Consider the following 19,064-nt stretch of genomic DNA (forward strand, 5'->3'; position numbering starts at 1 on the left):
CTATTTCACCAACTCAATTCTATCTTCTTTTATCACAATTAGTTTTTGTCTATATAAATTACCAACTGCTTTTTTAAAGGCTTTTTTACTCATTTTCATATGAAAACGTATAGAATCTGGTGAGCTTTTATCTGTTAACAATAAAAAACCTTCTCTACTATTTTTTAGTTTTTCCAATACTTTTTCAACATCAGCATCTATTACATTTCTAAAACCTTGTGGACGAAGAGAAACATCTATTTTTCCATCTTCACGAATCTGCTTTACATACCCAACAACCTCCATATTCTCTTCTAAGTCTTGAAAAATTTCACTTCTAAAAAGCAAACCATCATACTCATCATTAATTAAAACAGTGTACCCTAAACGTGTTTCTGTTTCAATTACCAACTGTACTTTTTCTCCTTCTTTTAAATTGATGTCTCCTTCTTGATAATTTTCTTGATGGTCCATTATTGTATATATTTAAAATATGTTGTTAAAATTAAATCATTTTCTTCACTTGGTGTGAAAATTTCTAAAATCTTTGGTTTTTCTGATGAATCATAAAAACCTACCAAGTTTTCTTTTACTGTTTCTGATGAATGTGCTTTTAAATAGTCAAAATCAAACATTTTACATAAATGTTCAGCAGTTAAATTATGTGGTGTTTCAAAATACTTAACAGCATTTGTGCTTTTAGGCCCAGGAATAATTTTAAAAATTCCTCCACCAGAATTATTAATTAAAATAATTCTAAAATTACTTTTAATATTCTTATTCCATAAAGCATTGCTATCGTAGAAAAAACTGATATCTCCAGTAATAAAAATAGTTTGTTTTTCTGATGCAAAAGCAGCACCTATTGCTGTAGAAGTACTACCATCAATTCCACTTGTTCCTCTATTACAAAATACAGTTTTAGTAGCATTAATACTAAAAAGTTGTGTGTACCTAATAATAGAACTATTACTTATTTGTAACTGACTATTATTAGGAATACTATCTAAAACTTGCTCAAAAACTTTAAAATCAGAATGTGGTGCTTTTGATAAATACTCAGCGTGTTTTACTCTTTTTTCATCACGAATATTTAACCACTTCTGTTGATAATCACTTTCTTTAATATCTATTAAAGTATTAAATTTTAAAAAGAAATCAATAGGTTTTGTTTGTACAAATTCCGATAAACAAAAGAACGTATTTATTGGTTTTTGCTCATCAATATTCCAATGATGTTTTGGCTGATACTTTCTTAAAAATTGTTTTATTTTTTTAGAGACAATCATTCCTCCAAAAGTGATTAAAACTTCTGGTTTTAAATCCTCAAACTGTTTTTCATCTAAAGAAAAAATCAGTTGATCTATAGAATTAACAGCTTTATTATGATACAAATTTGAAGTTGTTTCTGTTAAAATTAACACAGAAGTATCATCTGCATAATCATCCATTAATTTTTGCAAATCTTTGTCTGGATAATTTACACCAACTAAAATCATTTTTTTTGTAGCTGTATTCCAAATTGAAGCTAGTTTATTATAATCAACAGATTGCTTCGTTTCACTCGAAATGACAGCATCAACTTTAAAACTTTTTAACTCATTTACAGTTTCATACAAAGGTTCATCAAAAGGTACATTTATATGTACTGGTCCTTTTTGCGATGTTGCAATTTGTAAAGCCTCACTTAAAAGTTTTAAATTTTTAGTTTTTAGTTTTGGGTTTTCAATTAAATTTGCAGAAAACAAAATATGTTTTTCAAACACGTTTTCTTGCCGAATTGTTTGCCCATCACCAATATCTATTAAATGTTTTGGTCTGTCTGCAGAAATTACAACTAACGGAATATTACTATAAAAAGCTTCTGCAATTGCAGGATAATAATTTAACAAAGCAGAACCCGAAGTACAAAGAATTGCCACTGGTTTCTGAGTTTGTTGTGCAATTCCTAATGCAAAAAAAGCAGCACAACGCTCATCTACCACACTTAATGCTTCAATTTCTGGATGATTAGAAAAACCAACTGTTAAAGGAGCATTACGTGAACCTGGAGAAACAACAACTGTATCAATATTAAATTGATGACATGCTGAAATTACAATTTGTGCGAGTTCTTTTTTTGGATACATTTTTAAATCTTTTTTAAGATTTAAAAGTTGTTAGTTTTCAGTTCTTAGTTTTTAGTGACGTTCTAAAACTAAAAAAAACTAAAAACCAAAAACCGTTTTTAATTTTGCTATTAGCTAATAAATAAGTTTAGCCCTGATTGAAATGACATCCTTTTTTATTTTTCTTAAAAAAGATATAATGGAAAGCAGGAAATAGCTTCTAATTATTTTAAAAATTTTAGTTATTAGTGTTCAGTTCTCAGTAATTACTAACAACCAAGCACTAATAACTAAAAACTATTTTCTAGTTTCCTTTTTGGTAATCTGCTAAAAATTTAGCCAAACCACTATCTGTTAAAGGGTGTTTTAATAAACCTTCAATTGCACTTAAAGGCCCTGTCATTACATCAGAACCTAATTTTGCACAATTAACAATATGCATTGTATTTCTAACAGATGCTGCTAAAATTTCAGTTTCAAATTTATAGTTATCAAAAACCAATCTAATTTCAGAAATTAAGTTCATTCCGTCTGTAGAAATATCATCTAAACGTCCTAAAAAAGGAGAAACATAAGTTGCACCTGCTTTTGCTGCTAATAATGCTTGCCCAACAGAAAAAACTAATGTTACATTTGTTTTAATCCCTTTAGAAGAAAAATATTTACATGCTTTTACACCATCTTTTATCATTGGTAATTTTACCACAATTTGCGGATTTAAAGCAGCCAAAGCTTCACCTTCTCTTACCATTCCATCAAAATCAGTAGAAATTACCTCTGCAGAAACATCACCATCTACCAACTCACAAATTTCTTTGTAATGATTAATAATATTGGTTTCACCAGTAATTCCTTCTTTAGCCATTAAAGATGGATTTGTAGTAACTCCGTCTAAAATACCTAAAGCTTGTGCTTCTTTAATTTGTTCTAAATTTGCAGTATCAATAAAAAATTTCATTTGTATATATTTAGTTGTAATTGTTTCTTTTTTGGGCGTTCGAGCGGGCTTTTCGCACTCGCTTTTTTTGTTAAAAAAACAAAAAAGAGCTCAAACAATTGCTTCAATCCCTAACGCAAAGATAGTTACTTGCTAGTAATTTAAGGAAGTGAAATAAAAGTATTTTATTATCACTTATAAACAATAAAAAATTGCTAGAAAAACTATAATTTATAATGATTCATTAAAATTTTCTCATACGTTCTATCAGGTAAAATTCGTTTTAAAACAATTGAGAATTTTTCCATAAAGCCACCAACTTTATAATGAATCTTAGGATTTTTAGAGTTTATAATTTTAAAAACCACCTTTGCCATTTCTATTGGATTCATCCCTCCATCTACATGAGTATCCATTAAATCTAAATTCTTTTGATAATTCTCTTTATATGCAGAGTGTTCAAAAACTGGTGTATGATATCTACCAGCAGCAATATTTGTAGCAAAATCTCCTGGAGCCACATTTACAACCTTAATTCCAAAAGGTTTCACTTCCATACTTGTAGCTTCTGTAATTATTTCTAAAGCTCCTTTTGTGGCAGAATATAATCCCCTAAAAGGCAAACCCATATACCCTGCAATAGAAGTTACATTAATAATTGTTCCCGATTTTTGTGTACGCATTTGTGATAAAACTGCTTTTATTACATCTATTGCTCCAAAAAGATTCGTATTAAAAACCGCTCTCATTTCATCAATTGGTGTATCTTCAATAGGTCCAGTTATTCCCATTCCTGCATTATTTACCAAAACATCTAAACTACCTTCTTTTTCTAGAATTAAACTAACTGCTTTATGTATTGTATCAACTTTTAAAACATCAAGAGCTATCAATTCAAAAGGATAATTTTCAGTGTTTTTAGGATTTCTACTTGTTCCATACACTTTATATCCTTTTTCAGATAAAAAAGTAGCAATCGATTTTCCAATTCCAGAAGAAGCTCCTGTAATTAATACAACTTTAGACATAATATGATTTAAGGTTTAAAAACTGTAAAGTTAAAGAGTTAAAATGGAAAAAGGCAAATTTCTAGAACGAAACTTTAGTGCATAAAAAAAGGCAAGCTACCTACATCACACTGCTACAACCTAATACCCTTGCTGCGTTCCCGCCCTGGAGGATTCAAAGGGAGCTAGTTGTGTAGGACTTGCCGCTGCAAATTTACAATAGATTTTTATTTAAACAATTAAAAAAAGTATTATTTTTATGTAACAATTTCAATGTATTGAATACTAATGATTTGTTCTGATAGTTTACAAACTTTTATAAAAAATAAAAACTATCAAAAATGAAATCAATATATTTGTATAACTAACTAACTTAAAAAAAAAATGGAAAATCAAGCGAGTAGTAAAAGTATTATTTTAAATTACGGTTTATATCTAGGTATTATAGGTATTATATTACATTTAGCATTATGGGCTTCAGGAAGTTTAATTGATCTAAATTGGATTAATACATTAGTATGGTTTATACTCTTAATTGTTTTTTTAGTTATTGGAATTAATAAGTTTAAAGAACAAACTGGGGGTTTTATATCTTGGAGTCAAGGTTTAAAAATAGGTATGGGAATTGCTATGATTAGTGCTATAATAACACTTATTTACACTTTTTTATTCATGTATGTTATTGACCCAGGTTTTCAACAACAAGCAATGGAAGTGCAACAACAAAAGTTTTTAGATGCCGGTATGACAGAAGAACAAATTGAAGCCTCGATAGAAATGGGGAAAAAATTTCAAAGCCCTGGAGTATTATCTGCTATTATATTAATTTGGTTTGCTTTTTTAGGATTTATTGGTTCTGCAATTGTTGCAGCAGTTATGAAAAAATCTGAAGAAGATCAATACTAAAAACTAACTATAAGTTTAAAACTTATAACATTACAATTTGTAACTTATGGATATTTCGGTAGTAATACCACTTCTTAACGAAGACGAATCTTTAAAAGAATTATACGATTGGATTGCAAGAGTTATGCAATCCAATCGTTATTTATATGAAGTTATTTTTATTGATGATGGTAGTACAGATAATTCTTGGAAAGTTATTGAAGAAATGTCTGAACATCATACAGAAGTAAAAGGAATTCGTTTTCAAAAAAACTACGGAAAATCACAAGCATTAGATGCGGGTTTTGAATTAGCACAAGGTAGAGTTGTAATAACTATGGATGCTGATTTACAAGACAATCCAGAAGAGATTCCTGATTTATACAGTTTAATTGTTGATGAAGGTTTTGATTTGATTTCTGGTTGGAAAAAGAAGCGTTATGATAATGTAATCACAAAAAACATTCCTTCTAAATTATTTAATGCAGCTGCCAGAAAGACATCTGGTTTAAAATTACACGACTTTAATTGCGGATTAAAAGCTTACAAAAATGAAGTAATAAAATCTGTAAAAGTTAGCGGAGAAATGCACAGATATATTCCTGTTTTAGCTAAAAACGAAGGCTTTACAAAAATTGGTGAAAAAGTAGTACAACATCAAGCAAGAAAATATGGTGAAACCAAATTTGGAATGGATCGTTTTGTAAACGGTTTCTTAGATTTAATTACCATTTCATTTTTATCAAAATTTGGCAAAAGACCTATGCATTTTTTTGGTCTTTGGGGAACATTAATGTTTCTTTTTGGAACAACTTCTGCCTTTTATATTGGTGCTTATAAATTATATAATGTTTTTAATGGCATTAGAACAATATTAGTAACAAACAATCCTTGGTTTTATATAGCCTTAACCTCTATGATATTAGGAACTTTATTATTTTTAGCAGGTTTTATAGGTGAACTTATCATAAAAACAAAAAACAACGAAAAACACTATACTATAAAAGAAAAACTCAATTTCTAAACTGTATATTTGTTCTTTAATAAACACAACAAATTTATATTCTATGAAAGATATTTTAGACAAAGCAAAACAATGGCTAACAGCAACTTTTGACACTGAAACTCAAACAGAAATTCAAGAATTAATTTCTAATAGCCCAGATGCTTTAGCAGACAGGTTCTACAAAGATATGGAATTTGGTACTGGTGGTATGCGTGGAGTTATGGGTGCAGGAACCAATAGAATTAATAAATACACTTTAGGTAGAGCTACTCAAGGATTATCTAATTATTTAATAGAAAATGTAAAAAAAGAGCAACTAAGTGTTGTGATAGCTTTTGATTGTAGACACAATAGTCAAAAATTTGCAAAAGTTGTAGCAGATGTTTTATCTGCAAATAATATAAAAGTATTTCTTTTTGAAGATTTACGCCCTACACCAGAGTTGTCTTTTGCAGTTCGTCATTTAGGTTGTGATGCAGGTATTGTTTTAACAGCTTCTCATAATCCACCAGAATATAATGGCTACAAAGTATATTGGGCAGATGGTGGACAAATTGTACCTCCTCATGATGGTGGAATTATTGCCAAAGTAAATGATTTAGATTTTTCAGAAATTAATTTTGATGCAAAAGAAGATTTAATTGAAGTAATTGGTAAAGAAGTTGATGATGCTTTTATTGATGGTTCTGTTAAAAATGGGTGTTTATCTGAAAACGTTAATCGTGATGATTTAAAAATTGTTTTTACTTCTTTACATGGTACTTCAATAGTTTCTGTACCAGATGCATTAGCAAAAGCAGGATATTCTAACGTTCATATCGTTGAAGAGCAAAGAACTCCTAATGGAGATTTTCCTACAGTAAAATCTCCAAACCCAGAAGAACCAGAAGCTTTAAAAATGGCAACAGACTTAGCAAATAAGTTAGGTGCAGATATTGTAATTGGTACAGATCCTGATTGTGATAGATTAGGAGTAGCAGTAAGAGATTTAGATGGAAACATGAAATTAATGAATGGTAACCAAACAATGGTTGTTATGACTGAATTCTTACTAAAAAAATGGAAAGAAGAAGGTAAAATTAATGGTAATCAATTTGTAGGTTCTACAATTGTTTCTACAGAATTAGTTAACAAAGCTGCTGCAAGTTACGGTGTAGCAACTAAAGTTGGTTTAACAGGTTTTAAATGGATTGCTAAAATGATTAGAGATTATGAGTCTATGGACTTTATTGGTGGTGGTGAAGAAAGTTTTGGTTACATGATTGGTGATTTTGTAAGAGATAAAGATGCTGTAACAGCAACTCTTTTAGCTTGTGAAGTTGCAGCTTTCGCAAAACAAAATGGTAGTTCTTTTTATGAAGAATTGTTAAATGTTTACATGAGAAACAATTTTTATAAAGAACATTTAATTTCTATCACTAAAAAAGGAATGGATGGAGCTGCAGAAATTAAACAAATGTTAAGCGATATGCGTAACAATCCTTTAACAGAAATTGATGGAGAAAAAATAGAATCTCTTTGTGATTATCAAGCGTCTACAAAGAAAAACTTAATTACAGGAAAAGTTACAAATATAGATTTACCAAAATCTAACGTATTAATTTATCAAACTGAATCTGGAACTAGAATTGCAGCAAGACCAAGTGGTACAGAACCTAAAATTAAATTTTACTTTAGTGTAAATACTTCTTTAGAAGATATAAAAAAGGCTGTTGAAGTTGAAGCTGAATTAGATGCAAAGATTCAAAGAATTATTAAAGAGATGAAATTAAGTTAATGAATCATTTTAAAGACATTTTAAAATATGAAAAAAAGTATAGAAAATTTACAATACTAAATATTGTATTTAACATTTTCTATGCACTGTTTAATGTTTTATCTGTTTTAGCTTTTATTCCTGTACTAAATATTTTATTTGGTAAAGAAAAAAAAGTAATAATAAAACCTATTTACGAAGGTATTACAAATTTTGGCACCTATGCAGAAAATAGTTTTAATTATTTAATATCACAAAAAATAGAAAATGAAGGACAAATAAATACACTATTATTTATTTGTCTTTTAGCACTTTCACTTTTTTTTCTAAAAAATTTATTTAGATACTTAGCGTCTTATGCAATTACTTTTTTAAGAACAGGTATTGTAAAAGATTTACGTGATACACTCTACAATAAAATTATAGAATTACCTATCTCCTATTTCACAGAAAAGAGAAAAGGAGATATAATTGCACGTATGACATCTGATGTTCAAGAAGTTGAAAACTCCATTTTAAGTTCTGTACAAGTAATTGTTAGAGAACCTTTAACAGTTATTATCTCAATAAGTCTAATGCTTTTTATGAGTGTTCAACTAACTCTATTTGTATTTGTTTTATTACCAGTTTCTGGATTTATAATATCATCTATTAGTAAAAAGTTAAAAGCTAAATCAGAAAAAGCTCAAAAAGAAACAGGTAATTTTCTTTCATTTATTGAAGAAACATTAACAGGTTTAAGAGTTATTAAAGGTTTTAATGCTGAAAAAATTATTGAAGAAAAATTCAATAATTCTACATTAAAATTTAAACAATTAACTACAAGTGTTTTTCACAGACAAACATTAGCTTCGCCAATGAGTGAATTTTTGGGGTCAGCAACAATTATAGCTATTCTTTGGTATGGTGGTGTTGAAGTTCTAAACAAAACGAGTCCTTTAGATTCTAGTAAATTTTTAGGTTATATTCTTATATTTTACACCGTTTTAAATCCTATAAAATTAATAACCACAACATTTTACAACATTCAAAAAGGAGAAGCCTCTGCAGAAAGAATTATGCAAGTTTTAAATACTGAAAACAGTATTAAAGACAAACATAATGCAATTGTAAAAGAAGATTTTGAAAATGAAATCGAATTTAAAAACATTTCTTTTAAATATAAAGATGATTATGTTTTGAATGATTTTTCTTTAAAAGTTAAAAAAGGAGAAACAGTTGCCTTAGTTGGTCAATCTGGAAGTGGTAAATCTACACTAGCAAATTTAATAACGCGTTTTTATGATGTTAATAAAGGAGAAGTTTTAATAGATGGAGAAAACATAAAAGACATTACAAAAACATCTTTGAGAGATTTAATGGGTATCGTAACGCAAGATTCAATTCTTTTTAATGACTCCATTGCTAATAATATAAAGTTAGGAACTGAACATGCAACTGAACAAGAAGTATTAGATGCATCTGAAATTGCAAATGCAAATGAATTTATCCAAAATTTACCAGAAAAATTCAATACAAATATTGGTGATAGCGGAAATACACTTTCTGGAGGACAAAAGCAACGCTTATCTATTGCAAGAGCTGTTTTAAAAAATCCACCAATTATGATTTTAGATGAAGCCACTTCTGCTTTAGATACTGAATCCGAACAATTGGTTCAAATAGCATTAGAAAAAATGATGCAAAACAGAACCTCTTTAGTAATTGCTCATAGATTATCTACAATACAAAAAGCAAATAAAATTGTGGTTATGAAAAAAGGTAAGATTGTAGAACAGGGTAAACATGAAGAGTTATTAGACTTAAAAGGTGAGTATTTTAAGTTGGTTAACATGCAAAGTTTATAGTAAAATCATCAACTTATTTTTTCTAATCCATTTAAACAGTAATAGTCTTTTGTTTCTTTTTTATTCTTAAAAATCTCTTTATTAAAAAATAAACCTTCTTTAGAATATTTTTCTTTATGAAATAAATGATAAACAATCGCTTTGTTTTTTACAGATTTACCTTTAATACCAATAGACTTAAGTCTCCATTCAATATCATTATCTTCACCTACTGCAGCTCTTGTGTAATCTTCATCAAAACCATTTACTTTATAAATTGTCTTTTTAGAAACACCCCAATTACATCCAAGTAGCCATTTTTTATCACTATTATAAGATAAATTTAAAAATGGACTATAAATTCCAATTTTTTTCTTTTTACTTTTTGAAAATAAAACATTAAATAAACCTAAAAGTTTTAAATTAAATGTTTTTTTAAGCATTGATGTAAGTTTTTCGGAAAGCATTACCCTACGTCCTTTTAACATGACGTCTTCTTCAAAATTATTTATGTAGGCTTTTATAAAATGTTTATGAGGAACACAATCTCCATCAATAAAAACCAACAAATCACCTTTAGCTAATTTTGTAGATTTATTTAGCATCATGTTTTTTCTAAACCCTAAATCTTTTTCTTGATTAGTATGCTCAATCGGAAAGTTATAGATTTTTTTAAACTCTTTTATGAGCTTAAATGTTTCTTTATTACAATCATCTTCAGAAACAATTACCTCAAAGTCAGTTTCACTTTGGTTTTCTAATGCTTTTAAAATTAATTTTAAATTAATTTCATTTTTGTAGTAAGAAATAATAACAGATACTTTCATTTTTTATAAGAATATAAAATATTTTATGAATTTTTAACTGGTAATTATTAAACCTAACTTCTTTCCTTTTTCAAGCATAAAATCATAAGAAGCTTTATGTTCATTTGGTATTTTACCATCTAAAATAGCCTCTTTTATAGCTTCTTTTATTTGACCTATTTCTCTACAAGGTTTTAAATTAAAAGCTTTCATAATTTCTTCTCCAGTAATTGGAGGTTGAAAATTACGCACTTTATCACGTTCTTCTACTTCTTTTATTTTAGCTCTAACTAAATCAAAATTTTGATGATAACGTTTAAATTTTTTTGGGTTTTTAGTAGTAATATCTGCTTCACAAAGAGTCATTAAAGAGTTAATATCATCTCCTGTATCAAAAACCAAACGTCTAACAGCAGAGTCTGTAACATCAGTTGCTAAAACAATGGGTCTAGAACTTAACATGACCATTTTTTGAACAAACTTCATTTTATTATTCAATGGCATTTTTAACCTTTTAAATAACCTATAAACCATTTTAGACCCAACATATTCGTGAGCATGAAACGTCCATCCAACTTTTTTACTAAACTTTTTTGTAGGTGCTTTACCAATATCATGCAATAAGGCAGCCCAACGCAACCAAAGATCTTCTGTATGCTTTGCAATATTATCTACAACTTCTAAAGAATGATAAAAATTATCTTTATGTTTTTGTCCTTCTATCTCTTCTACTCCTTTTAAAGCTAATAATTCAGGCAAAATTTGTTTTAACAACCCTGTTTTTTCTAACAATAAAAAACCTATTGAAGGTTTAGGTGATGCTAAAATCTTATTCAGTTCAACAACAATTCTTTCTCTAGTTATTATTTTTAGCCGATATCCGTTTCTAGTAATTGCATCTAAAGATTCATTATCAATTTTAAAATTCAATTGAGTTGTAAAACGAATAGCACGCATCATTCTTAAAGGATCATCAGAGTATGTTACATCTGGATCTAATGGAGTTCTAATTACTTTATTTTTTAAATCTGAAATTCCATGAAAAGGATCTAATAATTCTCCAAAATTATCTTTATTTAAACTTAATGCCAAAGCATTTATAGTTAAATCTCTTCTATTTTGATCATCTTGTAGGTTTCCTTCAGTAACATTAGGGTTTCTACTATTTTCTGTATAAGATTCTTTTCTAGCACCTACAAACTCTATTTCTACATCATTATAACGCAGCATAGCTGTTCCGTAAGTTTTAAAAACTTGTACTTTTGGTTTGTTTGGTAATAATTTAGAAACTTGTTGCGCCAACTCAATTCCACTTCCTATTGCTACAATATCAATATCTTTAGAGTTTTTTCTTTTTAAGAAAAAATCACGTACAAAACCACCAATTACATAACTGTCTATTTGTAATTCTGTTGATGCTTTAGATATTACACTAAATATTTCTAAAGAAATTGCTTCTGTATATTTCATATTTTTAAAAGTCTGGCAAATCTACTATATAATAAACACCTTTCAAAATTGCAATTACAATTTCTAGAAGTATTATTTTAATAAGTTGTTTCATAAAAGTTATTCAAAAATAGTACCTTTGAATTTTATCAAAAATATGTTTCAAAAAATTCCAAATTACATAAAATACATTTTTACAAATGTTTTTTTTCTATTTGTTTTCGTTTCTCTTTTTAGGGGGATTTTCTATTTATTTTTTACACAATTAGAAAACATTTCTACACAAGAAATACAAAAAGCAGTTCTGTTAGGTATTCGTTTTGATTTAAAATTAGCAATCATTGCATTTTTTCCATTTACCTTATTTGTATTAATAACAAATTATCGTTTTTTTAAAAATAAAATTTACAAAAAAACAGCCACTTTTTACCTAGTATTTATTTATTTAGCTTTAACGTTATTTTACTTATTTGATTTTGGATATTATGAGTATTTAGCAATACGTTTAGACGCTTCTTCTCTTCGATTCTTAAGTAATTTAAAAATTTCTACTCAAGTTTTATTCGAAAGCTACCCAATATACAAAGGTCTTTTAGGATTGTTAATTCTTTGTTTTATCATCTATAAATACAGCCATTTTATATATAATTTATTTACTAAAACACATCAAGAAGCAACTAAAAAGTTAAAAGCATTATATTTTATCTTTACGTTTCTTTTGTTGTCTTTTGGTATCTATAATAGCGTTACTCATTATCCTTTACGTTGGAGTGAGGCTTTTTTCTCAAAAAACAATGCTATAAATCAATTTTCTTTAAATCCTGTTTTATATTTTTTTGATAGTTTTGCTTTTAGAAGTGAAGGTGTAAACCTAGAAAAATTTAAAACCTACTACCCAATCATTGCCAAGCACTTAGACCTACCTAAAGACACCATTAATTTTGAAAAAAAGGTAACTTTTAATAATCCATATAAAGAAAAACCAAATATTATTTTTGTGATGCTAGAATCTACTGGAACTGCAACAATGAGCTTTTATGGAAACCCATTAAATAGTACTCCAAAAATGGATTCTATTATTAAAAAAAGTTTAAGTTTCTCTAAATTTTACGTTCATAAACCTGGTACAGCTGGTAGTGTTTTTGCTAGTATTACAGGCTTACCAGATATTGAAGACGTTAAAACTGCCTCTAGAAACCCAATGATTATTGATCAACGTATTGTTTTTGATCAAATTAAAGGGTATGAAAAATCATATTTTATTGGAGGTTCTGCAAATTGGGCTAATATTAGAGGTGTTTTTCAATCAAACATAAAAGGATTAAAAATTTATGAAGAAGGTAGTTTTGAAGAAGAAAACAGAGCTGATGTTTGGGGTATTGACGATTACGACTTATTTAAAGAAGCTGATAAAGAACTAAAAAAATTACACGAAAAAGGTAAACCGTTTGTTACTTACATTCAAACAGCTACAAATCATATGCCTTTTACAGTACCTGATAAAAAAGAAAGTTATACACCTAATTTAGAAGAAGATATTGATGAAGAGACATTACTTAAAGGAGGATTTAGATCTTTAGGACAGCTAAACGCAATTCGTTATTTAGATTTTAATGTTGCGCGTTTTTTAGACAGAGCAAAAGAGTCTGGTTATTATGACAATTCCATTTTTGTTTTTTTTGGTGATCATAGAGGAGGAATGAAAAAGTTAAATTTCTTAAAAAACAATGAAGATGATTTAGGTATTCAAGTACATCATGTTCCGTTTTTTATCCATGCCCCAAAATATGTAGAACATCAAGTTGTAGATAAGTACGCTAAATTAATTGATATTTTCCCTACAGCTACTAGTTTAGCAAAAATAGACTATACAAATTACACCTTAGGAAGAAATCTATTAGACAGTACTGCTACAAATACAGCAGCTTTTGTATACATACAGAGTAAAGGAGAAAAAGCTGTAGGTGTTATTAAAAATGGTTTTTACTATGAAAAAACGAACATCTCTAAAAAGGCAAGTTTGTTCAGTTTAGATACAAATAAAATTAAGGACATTAAGCTAGATAAACCAAATGTTACGCAACAAATGGATAGTCTTTTATCTGCTTATTATCATACCACCAAATATTTGTATTTTAATAATAAAAAGGTAGATAAATAACTTTTTAAAATTGATTTAGAGTATCTCTTAAATTAATCGTATTTATCAGAAAGCCTTTTTTTTATATAACTTAATTTTTTCTCAGGGCATTGATCTAAACTTTGCATACAAAGAAAAAGTTTGTTCTCATTCTTCACAGATTGCATAAGCTTATATTTTATCCAAAAAAAAGGTTTTTTATAATTCTGAAAATAAACAAGTTGATAATCATTTTTTAAAATACAAGTCTTTGTCTTTATTTCTAAGTGATTTGCTAAACTTTGTGGAATAAACTGACTTTCACTTCTGAACCTTGGCTCAATATTTGAAGTTTCTAATAAAGTATTTTTGTTAAAGTAAGTTTCAAAAGTAGACTTTCTAAAAGGTTGTGGGGTATGATGAAATTTAAAATATTTTTTTAAACCTAAAATTTTGGCAGCTTTCTGTTGTGCTACTTTATGCCTAATACCTTTCTTTTTTTTTATAAAAAGGAATTTTATTTTTTTATAAAAAATATCTTCATCAAACCTTAACCACTTACCTCTTAACACAGGTAAACCATCTATAAAAAAATCTTCAACATTTATTTTTCTCAATAAAAAAAAATCGTCATTAAAATATATGAATCTTTCTGATAAATTTGGCACTTTATAAATTTGGGTTTCTATTGATCTAGAACTAAAAGTTGGTAAATATTGATGATACCCTTCAAAAATTGTTTTATGATCTATAACAAAAACTGATGGATAATCTTTTTTTGCTTTTTCCTTATCTTTTAAAAAATATGGAGTTTGATTATCTGTTACAATGAATATATTTCTAACAAATTTAGCATATTTCAAAATAGATTTTACAGCATACTCAATCTCATTTACTTGGTCATAACGCATTCTAACAAACTTACTATTTAAAGAAGTTTTATTCTCTATATAGCTGGCCATTTTAGACTTATGCTTGGGGTCATCTCCATCTACCCAAGTAATAACAGCATCAATAGGTAAATTTTTATTCTCCTCCATAATTAATTCATTTTATTATTTAATGACCAAAGCTTAATATACCTTGTTAAAACTCCATAAGCTTGAGTTTTTGCAACCAAAAAGCCAGTAAATCCATCTAAAAAACCTAAACGAACAATATAATGTATAAAAAATCTTACAGGTGGTTTTATTAATACATGAAATAAGTTTACTTTTTTACCTTGTTCATGTAATTCTTTTGCTCTGATAGCAGCATAATGATTCATTTTAGAAATATAATGGTCATAATTTCTATAGGAAAAATGATCTATTTTATTTTTAAAAAAGCCTAATTTACCCTTTGTTTTTATAGTTTCATGTACAAGTCCAGTATAGCTACAACTTTCTTTTAAAAATAATCGAATTACTTTATCTCTCTGAAAACCACTATAATTAACTTTCTTTCCAACAAAATAAAAACTTCTTCTTACAAAAAAACCTACAAAATCTTTTGGATCTTTAACTGATTGTAAAATTTCTTTTCTAACTCCAGGTGTTACTCTTTCATCTGCATCTAAAATATAAATCCAAGGATGCTTAGCCTGATCAATAGCAAAGTTTTTTTGAGAAGAAAAATCATCAAACTTTCGTTTGATGATTTTTACAGTTTGTTTTTCTGCTATTTCTAAAGTTTTATCTGTACTAAAAGAGTCTATAATAATAATTTCATCTGCAAAACTTACCGATTTTATAGCATCAGCAATATGAATTTCTTCATTTAATGTAGGTATAATCGCGGTAATCTTAGTCATAGAGTTTCTCTTAAACAGCTACGTCATATTCACGTAAAGCATCATTTAAAGATGTCTTTTTGTTAGTACTTTCTTTTCTTTTTCCAATAATTAATGCACATGGCACATTGAATTCTCCAGCAGCAAATTTCTTAGTATAACTTCCAGGAATCACAACAGATCTCGCTGGTACAACTCCTTTTGTTTCAACTGGCTCATCTCCTGTTACATCTATAATTTTAGTACTCATTGTTAACACAACATTCGCTCCTAAAACCGCTTCTTTACCTACTCTTACACCTTCTACAACAATACATCTAGACCCTATAAAAGCGCCATCTTCTATAATTACTGGAGCAGCTTGTAATGGTTCTAAAACACCACCAATACCAACACCACCAGAAAGATGAACATTTTTACCAATTTGAGCACATGAACCAACTGTAGCCCAAGTATCAATCATCGTTCCTTCATCTACATAAGCACCAATATTTACATAACTTGGCATTAAAATAGTACCCGCAGAAAGATATGAACCTTGACGAGCAGATGCTCCAGGAACAACACGAACTCCTTGTGTTGCATAATCTGTTTTTAAAGGCATTTTATCGTGATATTCAAAAATACCAGCTTCTAAAGTTTCCATTTTCTGAATAGGAAAATATAAAACAACTGCTTTTTTCACCCATTCATTTACTTGCCAACCACCTTCTATTGGTTCTGCAACTCTTAATTCTCCTTTATCTAATAAATCAATAACTTTTCTAATCGTATTAATTGTATTTTCTTCTTTTAACAACTCACGGTTTTCCCAAGCTGCCTCTATGATTATTCTAATGTCTTTCATACTAATAAATTAATTTCTGCAAATATAAATCTATCCGCAAAAAGCGGGACGAATATACGTTTTTTAAACAGATTATTCTATGTTGTTTAAAATACAATTGTAAAATTACAAGAGTATTATTAAAAAAAACTTAATGAACTAATTGATAATATTTTAATTAATCTGTTATTATTAAAATATAACTTTTATTTTTGCAAAAAACATTTAATTTGGGTAGAATTCTCGCCATCGATTTTGGAAAAAAAAGAACAGGAATTGCAGTTACTGACGAACTTCAGATTATTGCTTCTGGTTTAACAACCGTAAATACTGATAATTTAATATCTTTCTTAAAAGAATATGTTTCAAAAAATAAAGTTGATCTTTTTATTATAGGAAAACCAAAACAAATGGACAATTCTGATAGTGAAAGTGAAGCATTAATTCTACCTTTTCTTAAAAAAATTAAAAGTCAAATTCCACAAATACCTTATCAAAGAGAAGATGAACGTTTTACTTCTAAAATGGCGTTTCAAACAATGATAGATGGTGGTTTAAATAAAAAACAACGCAGAAATAAAGCCTTAATTGATGAAATTAGCGCTACAATTATTTTACAGTCGTATTTATATAACAAATAATTTTGTTGAAGTCTCAAACTTTGTACTTTTGCAAAGCAAAAATTAAAAAAAATGATTTTACCTATAGTTGCTTACGGAGATCCTGTATTAAGAAAAGTTGCCGTTGAAATTAATGCTGATTATCCAGAATTAAAAACACTGATTTCTAATATGAAAGAAACCATGTATAATGCTTCTGGTGTTGGTTTAGCTGCTCCACAAATAGGAAAATCTATTCGTTTGTTTGTTATTGACGCATCTCCTTTTGCAGATGATGAAGAATTGTCTGAAGAAGATAGAAAAGCATTAGAAAGTTTTAATAAAGTATTTATAAATGCAAAAATTTTAAGTGAAGATGGTGATGAATGGGCTTTTAATGAAGGGTGTTTAAGTATTCCTGATGTTAGAGAAGACGTTTTTCGTCAACCTGAAATTACCATAGAATATCAGGATGAAAATTTTGAAAAACATACTGAAACTTTAAATGGTTTAGCTGCTAGAGTTTTTCAACATGAATATGATCATATAGATGGAATTTTATTTACAGATAAACTTTCTACACTAAAAAAAAGATTGATAAAAAAGAAATTAGATAATATTTCTAAAGGGAAAATTAATGCAGATTATAGAATGCGTTTCTCTAATGCAAAAAAAGGTAAATAGTCTAAAAAAGACATAAAAATATATACATGGAATTTAGTAAAATTATAGCCGTTACAGGTAAACCAGGATTGTTTGAAGTAATCTCTCAAACTAAAAATGCAGTAATTGCAGAATCTTTAATAGACAACAAACGTTTGGCTATAAACGCTACACAGAACGTAAGTTTATTAGAAAACATTGCAATTTACACGTATGAAGAAGATGTACCTTTATTAGATGTTTTCACAGCAATGTTTGAAAAAACAGAAGGTAAAGAAGCTTTATCTCACAAAGAGTCTAGTAAAAAACTAACTGCATTTTTTGCAGAAGTTTTACCAGGTTATGATGAAGATAGAGTGTACGCATCTAACATAAAAAAAGTAATTCAGTGGTTTAATGCCTTAGTAAAAGCTGGAATGAATTTTTCTAAAACTGAAGAAAATACAGAAGAAACTGAAGCAAAAGCGTAATGAATTCTAGAAAAGATCAGTTAGTTGCCATTAACAGATTGTTAGATATTATGGACGATCTTCGAGAGAAGTGTCCTTGGGATAAAAAACAAACTTTAGAAAGTTTACGTCATCTTACAATTGAAGAAACGTATGAGCTTGCTGATGCAATTCTAGACAATGATTTACCAGAAATAAAAAAAGAATTAGGCGATGTGCTTTTGCACATCGTTTTTTATGCAAAAATCGGAAGCGAAAAAAATGCTTTTGATATTGCTGATGTTGCCAATTCGATTTGCGATAAATTAATTGACAGACATCCTCATATTTATAGCGATATTGTTGCAGAAACAGAAGAAGAAGTTAAACGTAATTGGGAACAATTAAAACTAAAAGAAGGTAATAAATCTGTTTTAGAAGGAGTTCCTAAAAGTTTACCTGCGGTTGTAAAAGCAAGTAGAATTCAAGAAAAGGTTGCTGGAGTTGGTTTTGATTGGGAAAAACCTGAACAAGTTTGGGAAAAAGTACAAGAAGAACTTAGCGAATTAAACGATGAAATTAAAGCAGGAAATACAGAAAACATTGAAAAAGAGTTTGGAGATGTTTTATTTTCTATGATTAATTATGCACGTTTTATTAATGTGAATCCAGAAAATGCTTTAGAAAAAACGAATAAAAAATTTATCAATCGTTTTCAATTCTTAGAAAAAGCTGCAAAAAAAGAAGGCAAAGAAATTGCTGAAATGTCTTTAGATGAAATGGATGTTTACTGGGAAGCTTCTAAAAAATATTTTAAATAATATTTTTCTCACAAAAACCTTACGACTTCTCTCAAGTTGAAAATTGATTTTTATACAAGATCGAAATGACAAACAAAC

General features: G+C 28.2%; 18 protein-coding genes and 1 other RNA gene. 9 read left to right on the plus strand and 10 right to left on the minus strand.

What is annotated here, in order from left to right:
* From ABJG40_RS12450 to ffs, 5 genes are all read right to left on the minus strand, one after another.
* Positions 1-453, minus strand: a complete 453-nt coding sequence (locus ABJG40_RS12450; protein WP_348024909.1) for a DNA-binding protein — start codon at positions 451-453, stop codon at positions 1-3.
* On the minus strand, positions 453-2,108 hold the full coding sequence (gene menD, locus ABJG40_RS12455; protein WP_348024910.1) for a 2-succinyl-5-enolpyruvyl-6-hydroxy-3-cyclohexene-1-carboxylic-acid synthase: 1,656 nt from the start codon (positions 2,106-2,108) through the stop codon (positions 453-455). Before menD ends, ABJG40_RS12450 begins: the two co-directional genes overlap by 1 nt.
* A 283-nt stretch (positions 2,109-2,391) precedes the next feature.
* Positions 2,392-3,045 (minus strand): fructose-6-phosphate aldolase, encoded by a 654-nt coding sequence (gene fsa / locus ABJG40_RS12460; protein WP_348024911.1) that lies wholly within the window; start codon positions 3,043-3,045, stop codon positions 2,392-2,394.
* A 203-nt stretch (positions 3,046-3,248) separates the two neighbouring features.
* Positions 3,249-4,052 carry an SDR family oxidoreductase gene (locus ABJG40_RS12465; RefSeq protein ID WP_348024912.1) on the minus strand — a complete coding sequence of 268 codons (804 nt, stop codon included), beginning with the start codon at positions 4,050-4,052 and terminating at the stop codon, positions 3,249-3,251.
* Between the two features lie 86 nt (positions 4,053-4,138).
* Positions 4,139-4,237, minus strand: an RNA gene (gene ffs / locus ABJG40_RS12470) — signal recognition particle sRNA small type.
* A gap of 178 nt (positions 4,238-4,415) precedes the next feature.
* On the opposite strand from ffs, the gene ABJG40_RS12475 reads away from it, so the two are divergent.
* The 4 genes from ABJG40_RS12475 to ABJG40_RS12490 are packed head-to-tail and all read left to right on the plus strand — an operon-like array spanning position 4,416 to position 9,525.
* Complete coding sequence (locus tag ABJG40_RS12475) at positions 4,416-4,937, plus strand: DUF4199 domain-containing protein (protein WP_348024913.1); 522 nt, start codon at positions 4,416-4,418, stop codon at positions 4,935-4,937.
* A 46-nt stretch (positions 4,938-4,983) separates the two neighbouring features.
* On the plus strand, positions 4,984-5,940 hold the full coding sequence (locus ABJG40_RS12480; protein ID WP_348024914.1) for a glycosyltransferase family 2 protein: 957 nt from the start codon (positions 4,984-4,986) through the stop codon (positions 5,938-5,940).
* A 43-nt stretch (positions 5,941-5,983) separates the two neighbouring features.
* A complete protein-coding gene (locus tag ABJG40_RS12485) occupies positions 5,984-7,699 on the plus strand; it encodes a phospho-sugar mutase (RefSeq protein ID WP_348024915.1) in 1,716 nt (571 codons plus the stop codon).
* A complete protein-coding gene (locus ABJG40_RS12490; protein ID WP_348024916.1) occupies positions 7,699-9,525 on the plus strand; it encodes an ABC transporter ATP-binding protein in 1,827 nt (608 codons plus the stop codon). The genes ABJG40_RS12485 and ABJG40_RS12490 overlap by 1 nt, the downstream gene beginning before the upstream one ends.
* A gap of 8 nt (positions 9,526-9,533) precedes the next feature.
* Here the strand turns inward: ABJG40_RS12490 and ABJG40_RS12495 are convergent, their stop codons facing one another.
* On the minus strand, positions 9,534-10,331 hold the full coding sequence (locus ABJG40_RS12495; protein WP_348024917.1) for a glycosyltransferase: 798 nt from the start codon (positions 10,329-10,331) through the stop codon (positions 9,534-9,536).
* 33 nt (positions 10,332-10,364) lie between these two features.
* Complete coding sequence (locus ABJG40_RS12500) at positions 10,365-11,780, minus strand: HD domain-containing protein (protein ID WP_348024918.1); 1,416 nt, start codon at positions 11,778-11,780, stop codon at positions 10,365-10,367.
* A gap of 136 nt (positions 11,781-11,916) precedes the next feature.
* On the opposite strand from ABJG40_RS12500, the gene ABJG40_RS12505 reads away from it, so the two are divergent.
* A complete protein-coding gene (locus ABJG40_RS12505; RefSeq protein ID WP_348024919.1) occupies positions 11,917-13,920 on the plus strand; it encodes a sulfatase-like hydrolase/transferase in 2,004 nt (667 codons plus the stop codon).
* A 32-nt stretch (positions 13,921-13,952) separates the two neighbouring features.
* On the opposite strand, the gene ABJG40_RS12510 is transcribed toward ABJG40_RS12505, so the two are convergent.
* The 3 genes from ABJG40_RS12510 to ABJG40_RS12520 are packed head-to-tail and all read right to left on the minus strand — an operon-like array spanning position 13,953 to position 16,496.
* Positions 13,953-14,918: a Stealth CR1 domain-containing protein gene (locus ABJG40_RS12510; RefSeq protein ID WP_348024920.1), complete on the minus strand. Its 966-nt coding sequence runs from the start codon at positions 14,916-14,918 to the stop codon at positions 13,953-13,955.
* A 2-nt stretch (positions 14,919-14,920) separates the two neighbouring features.
* Positions 14,921-15,670: a glycosyltransferase family 2 protein gene (locus ABJG40_RS12515; RefSeq protein WP_348024921.1), complete on the minus strand. Its 750-nt coding sequence runs from the start codon at positions 15,668-15,670 to the stop codon at positions 14,921-14,923.
* A 10-nt stretch (positions 15,671-15,680) separates the two neighbouring features.
* On the minus strand, positions 15,681-16,496 hold the full coding sequence (locus ABJG40_RS12520; protein ID WP_348024922.1) for a 2,3,4,5-tetrahydropyridine-2,6-dicarboxylate N-succinyltransferase: 816 nt from the start codon (positions 16,494-16,496) through the stop codon (positions 15,681-15,683).
* 209 nt (positions 16,497-16,705) lie between these two features.
* Here ABJG40_RS12520 and ruvX point away from each other — a divergent pair, with 209 nt between their 5' ends.
* Genes ruvX through mazG form a run of 4 tightly spaced genes read left to right on the plus strand, consistent with a single transcriptional unit; the run spans position 16,706 to position 18,986 of the window.
* The gene (gene ruvX, locus ABJG40_RS12525) at positions 16,706-17,116 is read left to right on the plus strand and encodes a Holliday junction resolvase RuvX (protein ID WP_348024923.1); all 411 of its coding nucleotides are present in this window, start codon (positions 16,706-16,708) and stop codon (positions 17,114-17,116) included.
* 51 nt (positions 17,117-17,167) lie between these two features.
* The gene (gene def, locus ABJG40_RS12530; protein WP_348024924.1) at positions 17,168-17,758 is read left to right on the plus strand and encodes a peptide deformylase; all 591 of its coding nucleotides are present in this window, start codon (positions 17,168-17,170) and stop codon (positions 17,756-17,758) included.
* A 26-nt stretch (positions 17,759-17,784) separates the two neighbouring features.
* The gene (locus tag ABJG40_RS12535) at positions 17,785-18,207 is read left to right on the plus strand and encodes a DUF5606 domain-containing protein (protein WP_348024925.1); all 423 of its coding nucleotides are present in this window, start codon (positions 17,785-17,787) and stop codon (positions 18,205-18,207) included.
* Positions 18,207-18,986: a nucleoside triphosphate pyrophosphohydrolase gene (gene mazG / locus ABJG40_RS12540; RefSeq protein WP_348024926.1), complete on the plus strand. Its 780-nt coding sequence runs from the start codon at positions 18,207-18,209 to the stop codon at positions 18,984-18,986. The genes ABJG40_RS12535 and mazG overlap by 1 nt, the downstream gene beginning before the upstream one ends.
* The last annotated feature ends 78 nt before the right edge of the window (positions 18,987-19,064 follow it).

The organism is Polaribacter sp. (genome assembly GCF_039939415.1).
Classification (GTDB): domain Bacteria; phylum Bacteroidota; class Bacteroidia; order Flavobacteriales; family Flavobacteriaceae; genus Polaribacter.

Coding starts and splice junctions, on each gene's coding strand:
- ABJG40_RS12450 (WP_348024909.1), bottom strand. CDS start 453: ATGGACCATCAAGAAAATTATCAAGAAGGAGACATCAATTTAAAAGAA.
- menD (WP_348024910.1), bottom strand. CDS start 2,108: ATGTATCCAAAAAAAGAACTCGCACAAATTGTAATTTCAGCATGTCAT.
- fsa (WP_348024911.1), bottom strand. CDS start 3,045: ATGAAATTTTTTATTGATACTGCAAATTTAGAACAAATTAAAGAAGCA.
- ABJG40_RS12465 (WP_348024912.1), bottom strand. CDS start 4,052: ATGTCTAAAGTTGTATTAATTACAGGAGCTTCTTCTGGAATTGGAAAA.
- ABJG40_RS12475 (WP_348024913.1), top strand. CDS start 4,416: ATGGAAAATCAAGCGAGTAGTAAAAGTATTATTTTAAATTACGGTTTA.
- ABJG40_RS12480 (WP_348024914.1), top strand. CDS start 4,984: ATGGATATTTCGGTAGTAATACCACTTCTTAACGAAGACGAATCTTTA.
- ABJG40_RS12485 (WP_348024915.1), top strand. CDS start 5,984: ATGAAAGATATTTTAGACAAAGCAAAACAATGGCTAACAGCAACTTTT.
- ABJG40_RS12490 (WP_348024916.1), top strand. CDS start 7,699: ATGAATCATTTTAAAGACATTTTAAAATATGAAAAAAAGTATAGAAAA.
- ABJG40_RS12495 (WP_348024917.1), bottom strand. CDS start 10,331: ATGAAAGTATCTGTTATTATTTCTTACTACAAAAATGAAATTAATTTA.
- ABJG40_RS12500 (WP_348024918.1), bottom strand. CDS start 11,780: ATGAAATATACAGAAGCAATTTCTTTAGAAATATTTAGTGTAATATCT.
- ABJG40_RS12505 (WP_348024919.1), top strand. CDS start 11,917: ATGTTTCAAAAAATTCCAAATTACATAAAATACATTTTTACAAATGTT.
- ABJG40_RS12510 (WP_348024920.1), bottom strand. CDS start 14,918: ATGGAGGAGAATAAAAATTTACCTATTGATGCTGTTATTACTTGGGTA.
- ABJG40_RS12515 (WP_348024921.1), bottom strand. CDS start 15,670: ATGACTAAGATTACCGCGATTATACCTACATTAAATGAAGAAATTCAT.
- ABJG40_RS12520 (WP_348024922.1), bottom strand. CDS start 16,496: ATGAAAGACATTAGAATAATCATAGAGGCAGCTTGGGAAAACCGTGAG.
- def (WP_348024924.1), top strand. CDS start 17,168: ATGATTTTACCTATAGTTGCTTACGGAGATCCTGTATTAAGAAAAGTT.
- ABJG40_RS12535 (WP_348024925.1), top strand. CDS start 17,785: ATGGAATTTAGTAAAATTATAGCCGTTACAGGTAAACCAGGATTGTTT.
- mazG (WP_348024926.1), top strand. CDS start 18,207: ATGAATTCTAGAAAAGATCAGTTAGTTGCCATTAACAGATTGTTAGAT.